The sequence below is a fragment of the Eubacterium sp. CAG:161 genome, from assembly GCF_000432355.1.
GTDB classification, from domain to species: Bacteria; Bacillota; Clostridia; order Lachnospirales; family Lachnospiraceae; genus Eubacterium_G; species Eubacterium_G segne.
Genome location: NZ_HF991873.1, coordinates 127764 through 147797, shown reverse-complemented (window position 1 = coordinate 147797; position 20034 = coordinate 127764). Strand labels below are relative to the sequence as shown.

General features: G+C 31.4%; 20 protein-coding genes. 15 read left to right on the top strand and 5 right to left on the bottom strand.

The window, feature by feature from the left end:
- Positions 1–271: 271 nt before the first annotated feature.
- Together Q5O30_RS09815 and Q5O30_RS09810 are read right to left on the bottom strand one after the other, a co-directional pair.
- Positions 272–1648, bottom strand: a complete 1377-nt coding sequence (locus tag Q5O30_RS09815; RefSeq protein WP_021953577.1) for a site-specific integrase — start codon at positions 1646–1648, stop codon at positions 272–274.
- 128 nt (positions 1649–1776) lie between these two features.
- Positions 1777–2376, bottom strand: a complete 600-nt coding sequence (locus Q5O30_RS09810) for a helix-turn-helix domain-containing protein (protein WP_021953576.1) — start codon at positions 2374–2376, stop codon at positions 1777–1779.
- 167 nt (positions 2377–2543) lie between these two features.
- Here Q5O30_RS09810 and Q5O30_RS09805 point away from each other — a divergent pair, with 167 nt between their 5' ends.
- The 15 genes from Q5O30_RS09805 (at position 2544) to Q5O30_RS09735 (ending at position 16035) form a co-directional block, all read left to right on the top strand.
- Positions 2544–2759, top strand: a complete 216-nt coding sequence (locus Q5O30_RS09805) for a helix-turn-helix domain-containing protein (protein WP_021953575.1) — start codon at positions 2544–2546, stop codon at positions 2757–2759.
- A 15-nt stretch (positions 2760–2774) separates the two neighbouring features.
- Entirely contained in the window at positions 2775–3083 is a 309-nt protein-coding gene (locus tag Q5O30_RS09800; RefSeq protein WP_021953574.1) for a hypothetical protein, read from the top strand.
- A 178-nt stretch (positions 3084–3261) separates the two neighbouring features.
- Positions 3262–4689 carry a MobQ family relaxase gene (gene mobQ, locus Q5O30_RS09795; protein ID WP_021953573.1) on the top strand — a complete coding sequence of 476 codons (1428 nt, stop codon included), beginning with the start codon at positions 3262–3264 and terminating at the stop codon, positions 4687–4689.
- Positions 4634–5431 carry a DUF6040 family protein gene (locus Q5O30_RS09790; RefSeq protein WP_021953572.1) on the top strand — a complete coding sequence of 266 codons (798 nt, stop codon included), beginning with the start codon at positions 4634–4636 and terminating at the stop codon, positions 5429–5431. The genes mobQ and Q5O30_RS09790 overlap by 56 nt, the downstream gene beginning before the upstream one ends.
- Positions 5432–5548: 117 nt before the next feature.
- The gene (locus tag Q5O30_RS09785) at positions 5549–6022 is read left to right on the top strand and encodes a hypothetical protein (protein ID WP_021953571.1); all 474 of its coding nucleotides are present in this window, start codon (positions 5549–5551) and stop codon (positions 6020–6022) included.
- Between the two features lie 58 nt (positions 6023–6080).
- On the top strand, positions 6081–6716 hold the full coding sequence (locus Q5O30_RS09780) for an ATP-binding cassette domain-containing protein (RefSeq protein WP_021953570.1): 636 nt from the start codon (positions 6081–6083) through the stop codon (positions 6714–6716).
- Entirely contained in the window at positions 6713–7489 is a 777-nt protein-coding gene (locus Q5O30_RS09775; protein WP_021953569.1) for a hypothetical protein, read from the top strand. The genes Q5O30_RS09780 and Q5O30_RS09775 overlap by 4 nt, the downstream gene beginning before the upstream one ends.
- Positions 7482–7931: a rhodanese-like domain-containing protein gene (locus tag Q5O30_RS09770; RefSeq protein ID WP_021953568.1), complete on the top strand. Its 450-nt coding sequence runs from the start codon at positions 7482–7484 to the stop codon at positions 7929–7931. The genes Q5O30_RS09775 and Q5O30_RS09770 overlap by 8 nt, the downstream gene beginning before the upstream one ends.
- Positions 7932–7956: 25 nt before the next feature.
- The gene (locus Q5O30_RS09765; RefSeq protein WP_021953567.1) at positions 7957–8658 is read left to right on the top strand and encodes a hypothetical protein; all 702 of its coding nucleotides are present in this window, start codon (positions 7957–7959) and stop codon (positions 8656–8658) included.
- A 441-nt stretch (positions 8659–9099) separates the two neighbouring features.
- The gene (locus tag Q5O30_RS09760) at positions 9100–9984 is read left to right on the top strand and encodes a hypothetical protein (RefSeq protein ID WP_021953566.1); all 885 of its coding nucleotides are present in this window, start codon (positions 9100–9102) and stop codon (positions 9982–9984) included.
- Between the two features lie 214 nt (positions 9985–10198).
- Positions 10199–10930, top strand: coding sequence for a DUF6273 domain-containing protein (locus tag Q5O30_RS09755; protein ID WP_021953565.1), 732 nt, complete (start codon positions 10199–10201; stop codon positions 10928–10930).
- Complete coding sequence (locus Q5O30_RS09750) at positions 10917–11666, top strand: hypothetical protein (protein WP_021953564.1); 750 nt, start codon at positions 10917–10919, stop codon at positions 11664–11666. Before Q5O30_RS09755 ends, Q5O30_RS09750 begins: the two co-directional genes overlap by 14 nt.
- 143 nt (positions 11667–11809) lie before the next feature.
- Positions 11810–12142, top strand: a complete 333-nt coding sequence (locus Q5O30_RS09745) for a DUF2007 domain-containing protein (RefSeq protein WP_021953563.1) — start codon at positions 11810–11812, stop codon at positions 12140–12142.
- Between the two features lie 160 nt (positions 12143–12302).
- A complete protein-coding gene (locus Q5O30_RS09740; protein WP_021953562.1) occupies positions 12303–14198 on the top strand; it encodes an ABC transporter ATP-binding protein in 1896 nt (631 codons plus the stop codon).
- A 1-nt stretch (position 14199) separates the two neighbouring features.
- On the top strand, positions 14200–16035 hold the full coding sequence (locus Q5O30_RS09735; RefSeq protein ID WP_021953561.1) for an ABC transporter ATP-binding protein: 1836 nt from the start codon (positions 14200–14202) through the stop codon (positions 16033–16035).
- A 499-nt stretch (positions 16036–16534) separates the two neighbouring features.
- On the opposite strand, the gene Q5O30_RS09730 is transcribed toward Q5O30_RS09735, so the two are convergent.
- Genes Q5O30_RS09730 through Q5O30_RS09720 form a run of 3 tightly spaced genes read right to left on the bottom strand, consistent with a single transcriptional unit; the run spans position 16535 to position 19784 of the window.
- Positions 16535–17128 carry a metallophosphoesterase gene (locus tag Q5O30_RS09730; RefSeq protein WP_021953560.1) on the bottom strand — a complete coding sequence of 198 codons (594 nt, stop codon included), beginning with the start codon at positions 17126–17128 and terminating at the stop codon, positions 16535–16537.
- Between the two features lie 27 nt (positions 17129–17155).
- Positions 17156–19057 (bottom strand): BMP family ABC transporter substrate-binding protein, encoded by a 1902-nt coding sequence (locus Q5O30_RS09725; protein ID WP_021953559.1) that lies wholly within the window; start codon positions 19055–19057, stop codon positions 17156–17158.
- Positions 19058–19106: 49 nt separating this feature from the next.
- Complete coding sequence (locus Q5O30_RS09720) at positions 19107–19784, bottom strand: hypothetical protein (RefSeq protein ID WP_021953558.1); 678 nt, start codon at positions 19782–19784, stop codon at positions 19107–19109.
- Positions 19785–20034 lie beyond the last annotated feature (250 nt).

Sequence of the window (20034 nt, the reverse complement as noted above, 5' to 3'; positions counted from 1 at the left end):
CCCCTGAAAAATACAATCTTAAAATAACTACCAATCTACATATTTCTGTTTTAAAATCATTATTAAAAAATTAATGTGACAACAACATCAACATTAAAAAACATCAATAAAAATCAGATTAAATTAGAAGGAAAAAGGTTCGAAAAAATCAATGTTATGTAAACCTTTCCCACAAATCTTCCCACAAGTTGTGGGAAGGATGTTATTTTCGATTATATTTTCTTATATCTATTCATAAATTATTTTGTAAAAAATCTTATCTCATCTTATCCTATCCTATCTTATCAGAAATAGCATTCTCAAATATATTGACAGCTTTCTTTCTGGATTTTTCAGTAACATGAGAATAAGTATTCAGAGTAATCTTTATATCTGAATGTCCAAGTAGTGACTGTACATCTTTAATGTTAGCACCATTTAATACTAATGTAGAAGCGTAAGTATGTCTTAAACAGTGAAAATGAAAGTGACTGATTTCAGGCAAATTCTTCTGAACTACTTTGTTACACCATTTGAGAGTTTGAGTTGTAAGTAATTCTCCATCAGGCTTTGTACATACAAAAGTTAAAGGAGATAGTGAAACGTTGGAATCAATATCATCCACATGAATTCCATGACAAAAACGTGTGGAATTCTTAATATAAGATTCGTTATAGTCCGTATAAATCTGACAATGTGATTTACCTCTTATTTCGGTTGTATGATAAAACTGATTCTGATACAAATCGCCATAGATTTTTTTGTCTCGTTGTTGCTCGTGTTTTGCAATTAATAAAATATGGGCAAGACTATCTCCAAAATCTATAGCTCGTGGCTTGCCATTTTTAGGAACTTTCAGCTCCCAAGTTTTCAAATCCTTGTCATAATACATCGAACGTCTAACATATAAAACCTGATTTTCAAAATCAATATCATCCCAAGTTAGTCCACATACTTCTCCGGCTCTCATACCTGTATGGTAAGCAATTTGAATTGGTAATGCCAAATAACAATAATCTTCTACGGAAGATAAGTAGTTAATTATTTTTAAAAATTCCTGATGCGTTATGGTTTGTATTTTAGCTTCATTAGAGTTACCAAAAAGAGAATTATCTTTTGCAACTTTTCTCTTTTTAACATATTGCATTAAATTTTCTCTAAGCAGTTTTTTGGGATAGACCGCATACTTAAACATATTGTTAAGAACAAGAAAAAATTTCCTCATAGTTGCTTTTGCATAAGGTTTGGCAATCTGATTGCCTTCATTGTCATAAACGCCAAAATATAATCCGTCAACATATTCCTGAATGTCTTCTATAGTTAAATCCTTTAATTTGATTTGAGAAAAAGGATTATTGTGAATATTATTTATTACATTTTTATATCCGTATTTGCCATTAGTGGTAAGATTACTATTTTCAATTTCGGCATTGTACCACATATCGGCAAGCTGTCCTACGGTTAAGGAACCAGCATAAAATATAGAACCATCCTGACGATATTCTTCAAGAGCCTGCTTTAGCATAAAAGTAGTTTCGGCTTTAGTTTGACCGCCCTTGAATTCATGCATTTTCCAATTTCCATCCTGATCTTTTATTCTAAATCGGTAATACCATTGAGAACCTTTTTTTCTTACACTTCCTGTTTGTAGTGATTCAAAATTATTCATATTATTTCCTTTCCAAGTTAAGTACTTGGGAAAGGATAATAGGTTAATATATCATTTTTCTTCAAGTAATTAACTTTTTATTTTTTTGTAACCATGTGAAATACCTCCTACATAAAATTATTTAAATATTATTGCTTCAAAAGAGCGTTAAGTCTGTTGTTTGCAACAGTTGGATTTTTTGCATAAGTTCTAAGAATATCGCTTAACTCGGTAAAAGTATTTATTGTACTGTTAAGCTCTCTTAAAAACATAACTTCATTAAACTCATTTGAAGAACTAAACCCAATAGTTTTAGCAATATCACTATTATCATTATTAGAATAATTAGAAAGAGCAAATTCAAAAGATTTGTTAAATTCTGCAAATTCATTTAATAATAATAAAAACATGTTTTTAGAAAACATTGATGCGTCTTCAGTTAAATTATTAGAGAAAGATTTTAAAACTGAATTGAATGAATCAATTAGTTTCAGTTCCATATAATCTTTTACATCAGAGTTCAAATCTGATGTTTCTCCACGTAACCATTCCGGTGTAGTGTGAAGTATTTCAGCAAGACTGTCCACAACAATTTTTTTAGAATTATCAATAAGTCCTGCTTCATATCTTTGAGCTGTGGATATATTAACGCCCATTTTGTCAGCTATATATCCTAAACTCAGATTTAATTCTTTACGTCTTTGCTTGATACGTTTTCCAATATCAGCACATAATTGTTTATCTCTCATAGGAATAAACTCCTCTCTTTAAGATAACAAAATAATATCATACATATTTGCATAATGCAATATTGAATATTGAAATTAATTTGCTAAAGATATTGACAAATTTTAAAAAGCAAATTATATTATAAAACAATAATTGCAATATGCAAGTGAGAAAGGAGATGATAAACATGCAAAATGCCAAATTAGCTTATACAGTAGAAGAAGCTTCAAAATCTACAGGTATAGGAAAGAATACTTTAAGAAATCTAATTGAGTGGAAAAAAATACCTGTAATAAAGGTAGGCAGAAAGTTTCTTATTAAAAAAGATGTGCTGGAAAATTTTTTGTCAAAAAATGAAGGCAGAGATTTAAGAATAAGAAATGATGTTGAAGCAATTAAATAATAGGAGGAATTTAAAATGGCAAAAAGAACATATGAAGAAAGAAAAGATGAACTTTCAAAGAAACAAATTGCATATTTGGAAAAGGCAAACAATTTAAAGGAACAGATTAAAGAGTTGGAAAAGAAGCAGGCTGAGGAAAATAGAAGAAAGCGAAATCACAGGTTAATTGAGGTAGGTGCAGCAGTTGAATCAGTTTTGGGAAAACCTATTGAAAAAGATGACATACCTAAATTGATAGGATTTTTAAACAAGCAGGAACAAAATGGTAAATATTTTTCAACAGCAATGGGAGTTAAGGAAACAAATGTTAATTCAAATAAGTAGTTTGTGAAAGGGAGTAGATATTTTTCTATTCCCTTCTTCTTTTAAGAAGGGCGCACTTATACGTGGGCGGAGCCCAACGTTTATAAACATTCGCGTTGCTCATTGTGCGCTCTTACTCAGAGGGAGCCAAACTATGCGTTTGGATAGCACCAAGTTTCACTTGGATGGAGGTGTAAATATGGCAATATATCATTTTACAACAAGAATAATTAAATCAAGTATTGGAAAATGTGCTGTTGCGTCAGCTGCATATATTTCAGGACAAAAATTAAAGGATACAAGACTTGGTTTATCTTTTAACTATACAAGAAAAGAAGAAGTTGTATTTGCAGAAGTACTCTTACCTAAAAATGCACCTGAAGATTTGGCTGATAGAGAAACTTTATGGAATGCAGTTGAAAAAAGGGAAAATAAACGAAACAGTCAGTATGCAAGAGAGTTTGAAATAGCAGTTCCCAATGAGTGGAATCGGGAGCAGACAATTTCAAGAATGCGGGAATTTATAAAGGAGAATTTTGTAAATAAAGGAATGGCAGCAGACTGGGCATATCATGAAAAAGAAGGAAATCATCATGTGCATTGTATGTGTACAATGAGAGCATTTAATAAAGATGGAAGTTGGTCAAATATGCGAAAGACAGAGTTCGCACGTGATGATAATGGAAACAAAATACCATTGCTTGATGAAAATGGAAAACAAAAGGTAAGAATCAGAAAAGGAAAGGGCGAAGAAAAACTTTGGAAAAGAATTGATGTGATTCAAAATCAATGGAATTCAAAAGAACAGCTTAAGGAATGGAGAAAAAACTGGGCTGATTATTGCAATAAATTTCTTATAGAGGAACAAAAAATAGATCATAGAAGTTTTGAAGAGCAGGGATTAGATATTGAACCTACAATTCATGAAGGCTATGCAGCAAGACAAATGGAACAAAAGGGAAAAGTATCAGACAGATGTGAGTATAACAGAAAAGTTAAGGAATCAAATAAACTGGTAATGCAGATTAAGAAGAGCATTGCTGAAATAACAAAAATATTAAAGGAAAGGGTTGAACAGATATATGAAAGAGTTGGAAGAGTTAAAGGAAGTATTGGCAGTGATAGAAAAGGTAGGGGATACATTGAGCCTAATGGAAGAACTGAATCAGGAAAACAGTCTGTTGAGTCAACAGGTAGATTCATTAATGATACAGAACAGAAAATTAATAGAACAGAACAAAACATTAAAACAACAGAATCAGCAATTGCTGAAATCAAAAGAAGAATGAGGAAGGAGAGTAGTAAGATAGATGACAGAATCAGAAAAATTAAAAATGAACGAGCTGGCAGACTTAGCAGAAGAACTGACAGCGGAGTTACAGCAGATGGAAACAACAATATTAACGCAGAAAGCAAAGATACAGAAACAATCATCAGACAACTTAAAACTGCAACAGACATTGCAGAAAGCATCATTGCAGATTCAGAATCAAGCAGAGAAAATAAAATCGTTGAACGAGAAAATAGAGAGCTTGAGCGAGAGCGACTTGCAGTTGAGGAAAGCAGAAGAAATGATGAAAGAAGCAATGAAAATAAAAGAACAGACAGACAGGCAAAGAGAAGATAACAACGCAATAATAAACGAAATCAAGGTGCAAAAGAAATTACTTGAAAATAAAGAAATAAAATTGTCAGAAAAAGAGAAAAAACTTGAATTAAGAAAGCAGGACTTACAAAAAGAAGTAAGTCAACAAGTCCTGATGGAAAAATTGAAAACAGAAAACCAAATGGAGAAAAGGTATAAGGGATTGATTTTTATATTATTTACATATGGAATTGTATTTTCGTTATGCGTTGCATATAGAAATAGTGTTTTGAAAAAAGACATTTTTCAAATTGGTAATTGGATTAAAAATATATTTATTAGAGTAATTAGATTAATTAAAAAAGCATATAACATTGTTGGATTGGAAATAAATTGTAATATAGGTAACAAAAACATGGAAGATGGTGTGAAAATATTGGCATATGTTGGAATAACAATAATGCTTTTGTTGATCGTTATGTTAATAATGGTTTTAGTTATAAAAATCGTAAAGCTGATTAGAAATAAAGTATTAGATAGAAACGCAGCTATAGTTGTATTAACAGAATTACTGGCAATAATTATTTTTGGAGATGTAATAAATAATTTATGGAAAATCAATTTAGTTATCGGTGCAATGGTTGTGTTGGTGATTTATGCCATTATAAAAGTGATGGTGAATGTTGAAGATATAGTTAGAAGAAATTATGTGCTGATATTAATAAGTGGGGGGATTGGAGTTGCGTTAGTTGTTTTTATGTTAGCAAAAGAATACATTAAATAAATTATTTGCATAATTAAAGTTGAATATGGTATAATTTGACAAAATCTACAAGAAAGATTACCATATGGTTGTGAAATTAGAGATTTAAATACAAAGTTGATTGTGATAGGAGGAAATATGAAAAAAACTAAAAGAATAATATTGGTGTTGATGACAATCTTACTTATGGTTATTGGGACAACTATAGTTAGTGCAAGTACTACATATGTGTATAATAAGGGGGATTGGAAAGTAAGACTCGATTCTCCTAATACAGATGGGAAAACCTATTGGCACTTGCATTTTTATCAGAAAGGTAAACATGTATATTGTTTAAAATTAAATAATTTCAAATATTGTGATGGAAAAAATGGTAAAGACAAAGTACCTAGAAAAGTAATGGAAAAGGTAATGGAACACAAAAAGGTTCAAAGTGCCGTAAAAACATATAATCCGAAAGTTGAAAGAAGTAGTGTATTTAAGTGGATACTCAAAGTGGGAGCAGTTACGGTTTCGGCAATCTTGGTTGTATTATCATTATTTAATATATTTACAGGGGTTGCTGATGATGCAGTCGCTTGGGCGTGCTTTTTAAAAGCATTAGCGTGGTAAAATATAAGGAGAATAAGGGGGATTGAAAAATATCCCCTTTAATAGATAAGGAATATAGATGGAAATTAGTATAGACATAGAAGGTGTAGAAAGTACAATAAAACTTGTTACGGAGGAAAATGATAAAATTGCTGTTTTGGGACAAAATGGATCGGGAAAGACTACTTTCCTGAAAGCTTTATCTGGACTTTATGTTCCTAAGTCTGGAATAATAAAATATAATAAAGAAATTAAGATTGAGTTCCCAATGAGTTATTTAAGTTATAAAAAATGGGAAAGATTTATTAAAAAAAGTGTGTTGTATCTAGATAATTCTTCCTTTTTTTATAAAGAGTTATCAATTAAAGATAACATAGAGTACTTTTCAGAAATTGGAGATTTTAACAGAATTAAAATATATGATGATTTAATCAGATACAAAATAGGAGAATCATTAAACAAGCCTATTAAATATTTATCAGAAGGAACCAGGCAAAAACTAGTGATTATTTTTGCAATAAATACAACAAAAAGTTTAATTTTATTAGATGAGCCAGATAAAAATTTAGATGAAGAAACTTTAAGAAGATTCTATGATGATATAAACAAAATAAAGGAAAGAAGTGTTATTATGTCTACTCATACTAAGAAAAGCATTGTAGAAGAAATAGGTTATAAAGTATTAACAATTGACAAGAAGGAGAGTATGAAATGATAAAAAGTTTGTTTGTCGAATTAAGAAGATATTGCATGCAGTTTAAAAGACATTTTATTCAGTATACATTGATGTTTATGGCTCTTCTTTTGCTATGCAGTTTAGGAGTTTATTTTAAAATTGAGGGATATAATATAAATAACTATGAGCGTTTAACTTACTTTACTTTGATATATTATTTAATTATTCTAAGGATTGTTTCAAATGGAATTGCAACACCATATGGAGAAATCTTTAAAGAAGAGTATGAGAATAAAGTATTGTATAATATAACTATCAGCATCAAGAGTCAAAAACAAATTTTATGTAGTAGATTTTTAATAAGTTCAGTAGCTAATATGTTAATGACAATAGTTTTAGCAATATCATTTATTATAATGACGGGTGTGCAATATTCTATAATAAATTATATGTATTTAATGCTTATCTATTTAGTTGCACTTTGGTTTGTGTATGGTATAGGAATAATATATGCGTGTATATGTAAAATAATTAAATTAGAAAAAATAGTAGCAATGTTTTTTCAAGTTGTACTTATTATAATCTTTGTAATAGCATCAGGTGGTAGTTTTTATAATATCTTTGGATATTATAAAGACGAAATATATTATATTTTATATAGCGAAATAATAACGGCAACAACGTATAATTGTGATTGGCATAAGGTGTTAGTGTTACTAGTATCAGGTATTATGAGTATATTTTTTGCTGGAATTATATATGAGTATACTAGTTATAAAAATATTTCAAAGGTAAGGAAAAAGTATGAATAATAGAATAAAGGCAATTATATTAGTGGCAATGACAATAATTGTTTTAGTTTTTATATTTTTAGCGAATAAAGACAGTAGTGATATAAAGATACTTACGAAAAAAAAAGAATTTAATGAGATATATTATTCAAATCAACCTAAATTATTATTTGTTGATTTAAGGGATGAAGAAGATTATGCTAAGAGTCATTTAGATAATTTTGTAAATATACCATATTCAGAAGGGAAAGAAGATATATTTTTTAAATTTTTAGATGACAATAAATACGATGAAAAGACAATTGTTTTAATGTGTTATAGTGGTAATAGAGCGAGTGAAATGTTTAACATAATGTATGAAAAGGGATATAGGAAGGTATATCTGGTTAATATGAAATGCGATAAACTTTTTAGTGCAAATAGTAATAATGTTTCAACAGGGGCATGTAATTGCTTGGAATAAAAATGTAATTGATATAGGAGGTTATATGTGGAGTGATTTTATATATTTAAAAATATACACAAAAAAAAACAAAATAGTTTCATCTGGTATAGATTTTCATGAATTTACAGAGGCATTAGGATATTGTGATAATTATTTAATATTAGCAGGAGAGCCAATAAATTCGGAATTTAATACAGATTTGTTTTTGGAGTATGTTTCAGGAGATAATAGAAAAGAATTTGTAAGTGAAGATGTTGAAAATTGGGGAGATTTTTGTTGGGTAAATTTTGTAGATCAGAATGTTCTTAAGTGCGTAAAAAAAGAAGAATTAGCTGAATTGCTATATATGTGTCATATGAAAAATCCTTTGAATTCCTATAAAATAAAAACAATAAACAATACGATTGCATATTTGTGTCATGATGATGGTATTTGGAATACCATATATATGGATGATGTGGAACAGTATAAAAAAATTGTGGGTTATATTATTGAGAAATTCTCGTATTGTAAGATTATTATAAATCAAAATGATCAGGACGAAAATATGGAATTTATAAAGGATAGAATTAATAATATCTATGAATTAATGAAAAAAGGACTAATTTTAGATTTTAGAAATGTAGTAGAAGGCTATATAAACCTTTATGTGACAGAAAGTGATATTGATAATTTAGATAAATTAGAAGATATGGTAGAGCTTTTTAGAAAAAAATATACTAGTGGTAAAAAGAGCAAGTCATAGTGAAGTTAAAATTTTAATGAGTAGCAAAGTTAAATTTGTTCAGCGTAACACAGCAACTTATAATAATAGATGTTGTTTATATAAAAACCTAAAATCCTTCCCACAAACACTTGAACTTTTTACATTTTATTATAAAATACCATAAAGTTTTATATTGCCTGCAATGCCCGATAAACAAAGGAATTGCGGGCATTTTTATAATACAAAATAATGTTTAATAAACTGATATAAAATGCACTAGGGCTTTCAGGGTGTGCAGGGTTCGAGCCCCTGGAGGCGCACTTGCGGGTACCGTTTCGGACATTAAATTGCCTGGGGTGGTACTTTTTTTGTGCGTTAGCAATGAGTCACATAAAAAAACATCATATATAACGGTCTGTATGCTTGCATACAAGACGTTATATATGATGTTTTTTATGCGGCGAATGCCGCATCAGCGAGATGAAGCGAAGCAAAATCGAGCTGAATGTGACTCATAAAAGTGATAAGAAAGAGTTTAAAACAATGAAGAAAAAGATAGTGATTGCTTTAGTTACAATAATACTTTTAATTTTGGCATCAAATATAGTCATACATACTCATTTAAATAAAAGTTTATTTCAGTTTTTCTTTTCAAATAATGAAAATCAGGAAAGTATTGTTAAAAAAATATTAACACAGGGAAATCAGAAAATAGAAATTGATAATTATATTATTTCTCTAGAAGAAAGCTTATGCGAAAAGAATACACAATTGGGGTATTTAGTATTCTCAATTTGCGATAAAAATGGTAACAAAGTTGAATCTAATATAAATGACTATAATAAGACCATAAAATCATTTGGAAAAGACGGACGATTTATATTTGAATATGAAGCATCGGGGACGTTTAATAAGTATGCAGAATATGCAAATAATAAATTATTTGTTTATGCATCATTTGACATTAGCACAAATGATTTAGAAAATATAGATTTAAATAATTGTATTAAAATAATTGATACAAAAGAAAAGGTTAATAACGAATATAGACAATATACTTTCGATTTAAAATTTAGTGATAATTGTAGAAAATATAAATATAATGATAATATTTTATATGTTTCACCTTTAGGATTAAGACTTCTAACAAACAATGAAATGACTGATTTGAATGTTGTTATAAAGGGCGAAAATGATAACATTATCAAAAGTCTTAGCAATAATGATAATATGTTTAGTAAATCCGGTTGTAAATTTAACGGTACAACCAAAGTTCAATACACTAATCAATTTGATGATTTAATCGATTTAGGTATGATAAGAAATGTTTACATTAATGAAGAAGAGCTTGTAGAAATTAAATAAGTTTACTACAAAACTATGAGGCAAATGGTGTACAAAAATTGAAAATTGTACACCTATTTTACTTACGAGATACGTTTCCGGTATTATAGAATAAAATAAAACTCAAGTATTGTATTATTGAATTGATTGTTTATAATATGCATTATTGTACCAATACATAAATAAGCAACTGCAAATCGCTGGAATAATTTTGCTCAAATGGAGGAAAGAGAAAATGAAGAAAATATTTCAAATATCTTATCTAAGTATTTTAATTTGTCTTATGATGTTTATCTTATCTTCTTGTGGTTTTGATAAAAATAACGCAACCATATCAGATATTTCCTATGATAATAATAAAGATGAATACGAAGTATATGTTAAAGAAAACGGTAAGTATGTGCCATTTCTTGTATTGCAGAGCGATTATCAAGATGGTAAAACTTTGTTGCTGCGAAAGGAATGTTTGCCGGAAGTACGTAGATTTAATGATTACAGTTCGTATTATGAGGACAGTGAAATTGATCAGTTCTTAAGTAATGAATACATAACTTATTTAGATGAAATAAGCGATAAGGTAGAATCAGTTGACATTACAATAGCTGCTAAGGAAGCGTTGAATATTGCAGGAAATGAAACGAAGTTGATAAATAGAAAGGTTTTTTTACCTTCATTAAAAGAGTCTTGTCAAGATTGTAAATATAATGTTAATGAGGGTGAAAAAATAGACTATTTTGAAGAATATAAAAATAGAATGTGTATTATGAATGGTGAGTCAGTTACGTGGATGTTGAGAACACCAGTTACATCTTTGGGTTCATTGATTTACGTTTATACATTTAATGATGAACTTAGTATGCAAAATGCATTTGATAGTGCAGGAGTAAGACCGGCATTCTGTATAGATTCATCCACAAAAATAGTGTATGAAAAATATAGTGGAGGAGAGAGATTTGTTGTTAAGTAAAGATAAAAAGTTTCTGTCAATTATGGTGTGTATGATTTCGCTAATGCTTATAGTGGGAATGTGTGTTTTCACATTTTCTTATCATGATAAAATATCAGAATTAATGATATCAGGAAATGAAGGGGGTACTATGGAAAAAGAGGTTGAAGTACATACCAGGAATGTACCATCAGTGTTGAAAACGGCAGCAACTACTATTAAAGAAATGGATCAATGTAAATGTTATCCATCAGAAATTATAATTTTATGCGACGGAAATAAAGTTTTGGATAATAGTTCGTTAGTGTCAATAAATGCATATTGTGAAAATAGTAAGCATTGGATATCAGTATCAGGGGAAAATGGAAAATCTGTTACTTTGTGTGGGTATTCTAAAAAATCAGATAAAAAGGTAGTTCTGAATTTTAATGATAAAAATACCATAAATGATGGGGGTCAAGTGGTTTCTAAACTTACATTAATGGAATGGTCAGAGGTACTGAACGGTCTGGATTTCAAAGTGGTTTATCCTGAGGGCAAAAGCAGTGATGGTTATACAATTACTAAGGGAGATACATTTTGGGACGATGCAGAAAACAAAGAGGTATACGCTATGGCAGAAGATGCATTTGCATATGATATAAAGACAAAGAAAACTGTTGGAATTACTAAAAAAGAGGCGGAAAAATTAGAAATCAAGGAATGCATAAGTATCATAAACGATGAAAACAAAGCCGTGTCGGTAGTTGTAAAATAAAATATTAAACAGATTTATAAGTAAATCGTTATAAGTAAATCCAATCAACCCCTACTTGCACTAACACCTGGTATCTGCTAAAATTTGTATTAGCAAAAACAACTTACATATAAAATTTTAGAAATACTTAACGGAGGGAAGAAATGAAAGAAGTATATTCAACAAGTAATGAAGTGGAATTACAGATGCTCGTAGGCTTGTTAGAGAGTTGCAACATTCAGACGAACGTTCGTGCAGGAGGAGCCGGGGATTACTTCAGGGTAAAAGGCTCAGATGTAATGATATACAAGAGCGTTCTGGTTCGTGATGAGGACTGGGAAAAAGCAGTAAAAATAGCAAAAGATAATGGATTTGAAAAAAAGAAACAAACGGTAAAAAGAGGAAAAGGAGAAGTCTGGTTAGGTCGGATTTTGCTGGTTATATTCGTTGCAATTTTTCTGGTAAATGTTTACATGGCCGTGGCAGATTATTTATAAAATTATAAAAAACGTATATGATTATTTGAGGCACAGGTCAGCTTGTGCCTTTTATTTTTGCATTAAAAAGAAGTTCTTCTAAATCATAATCCACCTTGTATAAAAACGTTACATTGGTTAGAATTGGTATAAGTAAAAGAATTTAATAATAAGGAGATTTATGGAAAAACAGAAGACATACGGGTTTTTAAATAATTTTATTTACGCCCTGAATATTGAGAGAAAAAGCAATTTAAGATTGCTGGCAATCACATTAATTAAGCCTATAGGAGACATAGTGGGAACTTTGTTAAATTCATATGCTCCTAAATATGTGTTGTCATTTATTGAGAATGATTTGCCCCTTAAAACAATAATTATTTATACAATAGTTATTTGCCTGATAATGTTGATTTTTGATATTATCAGCACTACCTGTTACAACAGCTTTGAGTTTGAATACCGGAAGACAGAGGGCTATGTTGAAAAGAAGAGAATGGACAAGCTATTTCACACTGATTTTAAAAATATGGAATCCCCGGATTTCCTTGATTATGTCCAAAGAGCGAAAACAGCATTGAACAGAGGTAACGGATTTCATGGAGTTTTATACCAAAGTAGAAATTTTATTGCTCAGGGAACGTTAATGATTTTGTCAGCGGCATTAATAGGAATCCAAAATCTGTTAATGATGATAATTTTCATTGTAATATCTTTTGGAATAGTAAAGATTTCATCTTTCTTTACGAAAAGAGATAAGATTAAATTTTCAGATGCAATGGCACCAACATGGCGTAAAATGAATTACTTAGAGTCAACCACAAAGAATTTTGATTTTGCAAAAGACATCAGACTTTTTAATATGTCAAATGCCTTTGCTAACCAGTTATCAGGTGTAAATGAAACATACAAAGAACTAAATAGGAAACATCATAACAGAATGGTTTTATGGGAAGTAAGTCTCGGCTCAGTATTACTTATTCAGAAGCTTCTTATGTATACATGGCTTGTTTACAACGTTGTTACAGGTGCGTACCAAATATCGGATTTTGTCCTTTATGTGGGACTGGTAACAACTTTTCATAATTCAGTGGGATATGTTAACTGGATTTATTCAAGCATGAGAACTAACAGTCTTATGATTAATGATTACAGAAATTTTGTAGACTGGAAAGAGGATAAAGAAACAGCGGATGAAAAGGACGGTCATATTACAGATATAAATCTTAATAAGTTTGAATTTAGATTTGAAAATGTAAGTTTTAAATATCCGGGACACGATAATTATGTGTTAAAGAATGTTAATCTAACCATTAAGGATGGAGCAAAACTGGCGGTAGTTGGTGTCAACGGTGCCGGGAAAACTACTTTCATAAAACTTATGATGAAGTTATATGAACCAAGTGAAGGCAGAATCCTTTTAAATGGCATTGATATAAAAGAATATAACAGAGAGGAATATTTTAAACTGTTTTCACCTGTATTTCAAAATGTGGAAAGCTTTGCAATGCCGATTTATCAGAATATTTCCTTTGCCGAGGAAGACAAAACAGATATGAATAAGATAAATAAGGTGCTGGAGCAAAGTGGATTAAGTGAAAAAATCAACTCTTATGAAAAAGGTGTGCATACCAATTTATTAAAAATATTTGATAAAGAGGGAATTGATTTATCAGGTGGTGAAAAACAGCGACTTGCCATGGCAAGAGCTTTGTATAAAGATGGAAAAGTTGTTATTTTGGATGAACCTACAGCAGCACTTGATGCTTTGGCAGAAGACAGAATGTATCGTGAATTTGAAAACATGATAAAGGGTAAGACAGCAGTTTTCATATCCCATAGATTAGGAAGTACAAGATTTTGTGACAAAATTGCAATGTTTGAAGACGGAATGATTGTGGAAGAGGGAACTCATGAGGAATTAATGGAAAAGAATGGAAAATACGCATATATGTTTGGCATTCAGTCCCAGTATTATGAGGAAAAACAAAAAAATAGTGATAATGCGGAAAGCACCGAAACAACTAATAATGGAGATGCAAAAGCATTGAAAGTTGAAATGGAAGGAGGACAGTAGTATGAAAAATAGTAAAGAAAGTATCCGATGCTTTAAGTTTTTTGGAAAATTCGCATGGGAAAATGATAAAATGTATTATATGTTTCTTATAGTAAACATAATTATTAATTCCGTGTCTCCTTTTATTACAATTTTAGGAACCCAGTACCTTATTGATGAAATTGCAGATGCATCTAAAAGAAACATGGGGTGGATTGTGTTCTGGGTAGCCTTTATTTGTGGCGGAAATTTTATTTGTGCAAATGTGAAGAAGTGGACAGGAGAAAACATCTCTAAGATTTGTGAAAAGTTTGACAGAATACTTAAAACCAATTTGTGTATGAGCTGCGTTAACATGAAGTTTCAAAATACAGAAGACACAGATGTTTTAGATATTATTAAAAATGCGGAAAGAGCATTAAACGAAACAGGGCAGGTTAACGGTCTTATTACAGCATTGGCAAACATAATTACTAATTTCTTTGTAGCATTGGGAGTTGTAGTTCTTGTTTGTACAAGGATTCCGTGGCTGATGATTCCGGTAATTATTTCCTTTGCAGTAAACTCCTATACTACATCGAAAGTAAACAAGGGCAGACGTAAATTCTTCAAAGAAATGAGCACGGTGGAAAGAGGCAGTACATATTTTAATACTGAATTGCAGGAAAGCAGATATGCAAAGGACATTCGTCTTTATGATGCGTCAGAAATATTTGAAAAGAAATATGACGGCTATGTTGACAGAATATATGGTACAAGTAAAAAATATTTCATAGGCTTTTTGAAATATTGGAATGTAAATAACATATTTTATTCTATAAGTGATATGACAATTTATATACTTCTTGTAGTAAATATTTTTAACAAGACAATTACCATTGGTGAGTTTTCAAGTTTATTTCAGGCTACAGGCGAGTTTGCAAGTGCAATTAGAAACATAGTTAATTCATATCTGGAAATGAATTATACATCTTCAGTTCTAAAGTTCTATATTGATTTTGTTGAAAGTGTAGCTGTTGAAGACAATGAATTTGATAAAACAACAGTAGAAAATGGATTGTCAGACAATATAACATTGGAAGAAACAGAAGATATTTTGGCAAAAATTAATAAGTGTGAAATTGAATTTAAGAATGTAAGCTTTAAATATCCAAACACGGAAAAGTACATTCTTAAAAATGTATCTGCAAAAATCAAGGCAGGGGAACATGTTGCCATTGTAGGACAAAACGGTGCCGGAAAGACAACCTTCATAAAATTACTATGTCATCTATACGATAATTACGAAGGAAAAATATTAATAAACGGCAGGGAAGCCGGAGAGTACAGTTTCATAGAATATGTAAGGCTGTTATCTGTGGTATTTCAGGATTTCAGACTTTTTGCTTTTACGATTAAGGAAAACGTAACAGTTTTTGAGGACAAAAATGTTGATTTAGAAGAAATATATAAGATTGCCGGAATTGAAGAATGGATTGACAGCCTTGAAGATAAAGATGAAACCCATATTTACAAGATGTTTGTGGAAAATGGTGTTGAACCGTCAGGAGGGCAGGGTCAGAAACTTGCCATTGCAAGGGCATTATATAAGAATGCACCAATAGTCGTACTGGACGAACCTACGGCAGCTCTTGATCCTATTTCTGAATATGAGGTTTACAAAAACTTTGACAGACTAGTTCATGGAAAAACGGCAATATACATTTCTCACAGGCTATCATCTTGCAGATTCTGCGACAGAATAATAGTTCTTGAGAATGGCTTGGTAGTTGAAGAGGGAACTCATGAGGAATTAATGAAAAACACCAAAGGTCTGTATTTCAATATGTATAATACTCAGGCAAAACATTATAATTAAAATGAAAGGGCTGATACTTTAATGATCAATCATTAGAGTACGGCTCTTTTTTATATTTCATTGTTTTCTTCCGAAAACAGATATGTGTTCTTACTTTAACATAGGCCATAATCAAAAATTACTTGAACAGTGTTCAATTTTAGGCGAATATGGTATACTGATTGGTAAAATAAGAGAGTTTCGGCAGGACGCTCAGTAAAAACAAATCGGTTGAACAGATAGCAGATGAACTGGAAGAAAATATTGATAATATAAGAAGTATATGTGAGGTAGCACAAAAATTCGCACCAGAATATGATAAAGAAAAGATTTATGAAAGTATAAAAAAGTAAGGTATCTAAAGTTGCAGTTTCATTGGTAGAGGAGAAAAAAGTGAAAAATAAAATGGTGATAAATATCATAAATGAAGGAGACTCAACATATAGTGTGGAGTATGTGGAAAATTAAAAAATGATTTTTTACGAAAAAGGCTGACTCAGAAATTTTCTGAATCAGCCTTTTACTCTACATCAATAATGCATTTTTCACAGGCATTCACTATAATAGTGCCCTGATACTCATCATAGCGTTTAAATTTGCTGGTATATGATTTATGTACATGACCGTGTAAAAAGTATTTAGGGTGATACCTATCCATTATTTCCCGAAATACTTCAAATCCCTTATGAGGAAGGTCTTCACCATCATTAATTTTAAGAGCAGGGGAATGAGTGACTAAAATATCAATTCCCTTATGCCGGAAAATCCTGGGTATAAGCTTTTTAAAACGTCTTCGCATTTGCTTTTCCGTATATTGATATGGACCTGTGTGATATTTCATGGAGCCTCCCAGTCCCATGATTCTCAATCCATCGTGTACATATATCCGGTCATCAATACAAATACATCCATCAGGAGGGGTATCCTTGTAGCATCCATCGTGATTCCCGTGTACATACAAAACAGGAACATGGGAAAGGGTTACAAGAAAAGATAAATATTGAGGTGCCAAATCACCACAGGATATAATCAAATCAATGCCCTTAAGTTTGTCCTCGGAGTAGAAATCCCAATAATAAGGGGATTCTACATCTGCAATTACTAATATTTTCATTTTAAAGTCCTTTATCTTATTAATCCGTTATTTGTCATGTAATCCCTGTTGTAGGGTAACAGGCTTGGCATGCTCCGTTAATTCTTCAATAACCGGAATTTTTCCAATAATATTATCAGAAAGCCAATCCATTGTAATAATATCATTTACAGACAATGTCTGATTTTCGCTGTTTCTAATAGTTCTGTCCTGAGAATAAATAACACCGGAAAATGGGTTAAATTCACCGGAACAGATAGTTTTCTTTAAAAGTCCCAGAAGACGTTTTATGCCTTCAGGAAGCCATGGAGAGCTAATAATGTCTATGGCTTTTTGGGACATTCCCCACCAGTAATTAATGGCTGTGGCATCTTTGCCTTCACTGGATTTCCATGTGCCGTCTAATATGGAACGCACTAACTGGGTGTAAAAAGGTCCCCAGTGGTACACGGGAATGGCAAGATTCCAGACACTGTCACTGTACATTTTATATAAACCATAATAGCGGCTACCGGCTTCGGGAACAGACAAATCATGGTCGGAAACGCAATCCGGCTGTAAATCTGAAAGCTGTTGGTCAAAATCAAAATCTTTAAGACAGCGCCACAAAAGGTGTATCTGGGCACGGGGGTTGGTCATTTTTGCACCCAGAGCAAAAGCATTTATATTGGCAATGGTTCCATAAATAGGGTAATCAGCAATATAAGCGATTTTGTCATGCTCAGACATGGCACCGGCAATGGCACCCATAATAAATTTCGCCTCATACATACGTGCATAGTAAGTACGCATATGACTGTGAGCAGCATGAAGAGAACAATTTATTATATGAATTTTAGGGTGAGCAATTGCATATTTAAGACTTGCCTGGGAAAAAGCAGGTGAAGTGGTAAATATAACATCACAATTTTCAGCAATTGCCTTTGCCAAAGTGGCTTCTATGGTATTTATAGTAACATTGTCATAATATACTGTAGTTATTTCGTCCTTTAGACTCTCTTCTAAATGGGCCCTACCTAATTCATGAGAGTAAGTCCATGAAGAAGAGGCAGAGGTCTTTTCATATATAAATCCCACCTTCAGGGAATTTTGTGAAGGTGTCAGCAATTTAGTTAAAACGGAAGGCTTTTTCATGGAAGCAGTCATTCTCAAATCAACCTGTTTTTTGGACATTAATTCAAATTCAGTGTAATTAAGGGAAATCAGCTTCTTAATTTCATTGTCGCTTTTGGCTAAAAGTTCTTTATATCCGTATAAAGTAATAAAAGACAAAAATGAATCTCCCGGAGTTATATGTTTTAATTCATCTCCTCCGTGGGAAATATATTCGCTTTTAAATAATAAGTATAATGAACGGAAGTCTGCCATTTCATCGTCAGACCAGTGCTCATCAGGGGCTTTACCTACAGCAGACTGAAGCTTTTCAAAACTTCCAAGCTTTGAAAAATATATATAATTTATATGGCTAAGTTCATAAAAATCCATATATTCATAATAGATTTTTATGTTTTTATCGTCGGTTTTTCTTGGAACAATACGGGTAACTTCCCCCATTATGGAGGTAGCCTTAAAATACTTTAAAACACTGACACGTTTATTGCCCTCTAAAACATAAAATTTGTTCATATATTCGTAGGCAATAATAGGTGAATTAATTCCTTCATTAACCTGACTTATGCTGAGGTTTATCCACTTGCTGGCAAATTCAGAATCCACATCAAGAATAGGCATAAAATTACTGGAAAAAGAATTACTTCTTCCACTGGTTTTGGTGCCTACAATCTGGTCTAAGGGAATTTGTACCAGACCAATAGAAACTTCTCTGTAATCTCTTGTTTCGTGTAAAATATCATCAAGGGCTTCTAAAGTAGGAATTTCTCCTGCAATAAGCTTTGACTGATAATCCTTTTGCCCCATTTTTGAGGCACGAATGTAATCATTATATGACATAAAATTTAACAGGATAACCGGTTAAGATTATCACAATCCTTCCTAAAAATTAGTTCTTACGATAGTATACACTTACTCCCTCATTTTGGTAATAAGCCGTAAGGGTTATAGACTTGGTTTTCCACCAACTCTCTTTATTTCCATTAGAATATTCTCTTGAATATGTAGCGCCACCATATTTTTTCGTAATATCTGATAAAATGGTTTCATAGGAAGTTTCTCCTAAAGAACCGTATTGTATACGGATTTCCAATAATTTATCATTAAAAAAAACATACTGTAAAAGGGCATTGGGGTCTGACGGTGCTACAGACATTCCAAAGAATGAAGCGGTGTTGGCAATATCAAATTTGTAAGTAAGATATCCGTAACCGTCTGTGGATTCCTTATAATCTCCATCTACAGTATCATACTGTTTATCTTCGTATTTTTTTATTTCTTTGTAGGAATCAGAAAATTTAATCTTTCTTTCGCTGGTGATTTTAGCGTTACACGTTCCATCCTGGGCACCGGATTCCGCAACAACGGAAATGGTTTTTGCCGTCTGACTTTCAGCTGTCTGGTTGGAAGGTGCAGATTTATTGGAATCTCCAAATTTCAGTGTGAATATTACTACCACAAAGACAACAATAATGCACAAAGATGCAATAATTATGTAAGGTGCACTGTTTTTAGTGTTTTTTTGTTTCTGATTTGTGTTTTTATTAACAGATGTACGGCTACTCATTAAGTATATTCCTCCAAAATCCATATTTATTAACAAATGATACCATAAAAAACTATATAATTAAAGGCGGGTTAAACAAAAATAATGTTGAATATTAATTTTATTTTGTTATAATAGCAATGTAGTACCTAATACTTATTTCCCAGGCAGATTTTTATCTGTCAGGAGAGTCTCTCCTAAGACTCATAAGTATACTAACATATTTTTCAGTCCGGAACGGTTAATGGCAAGGGGGCCTTAACCGTTCTTT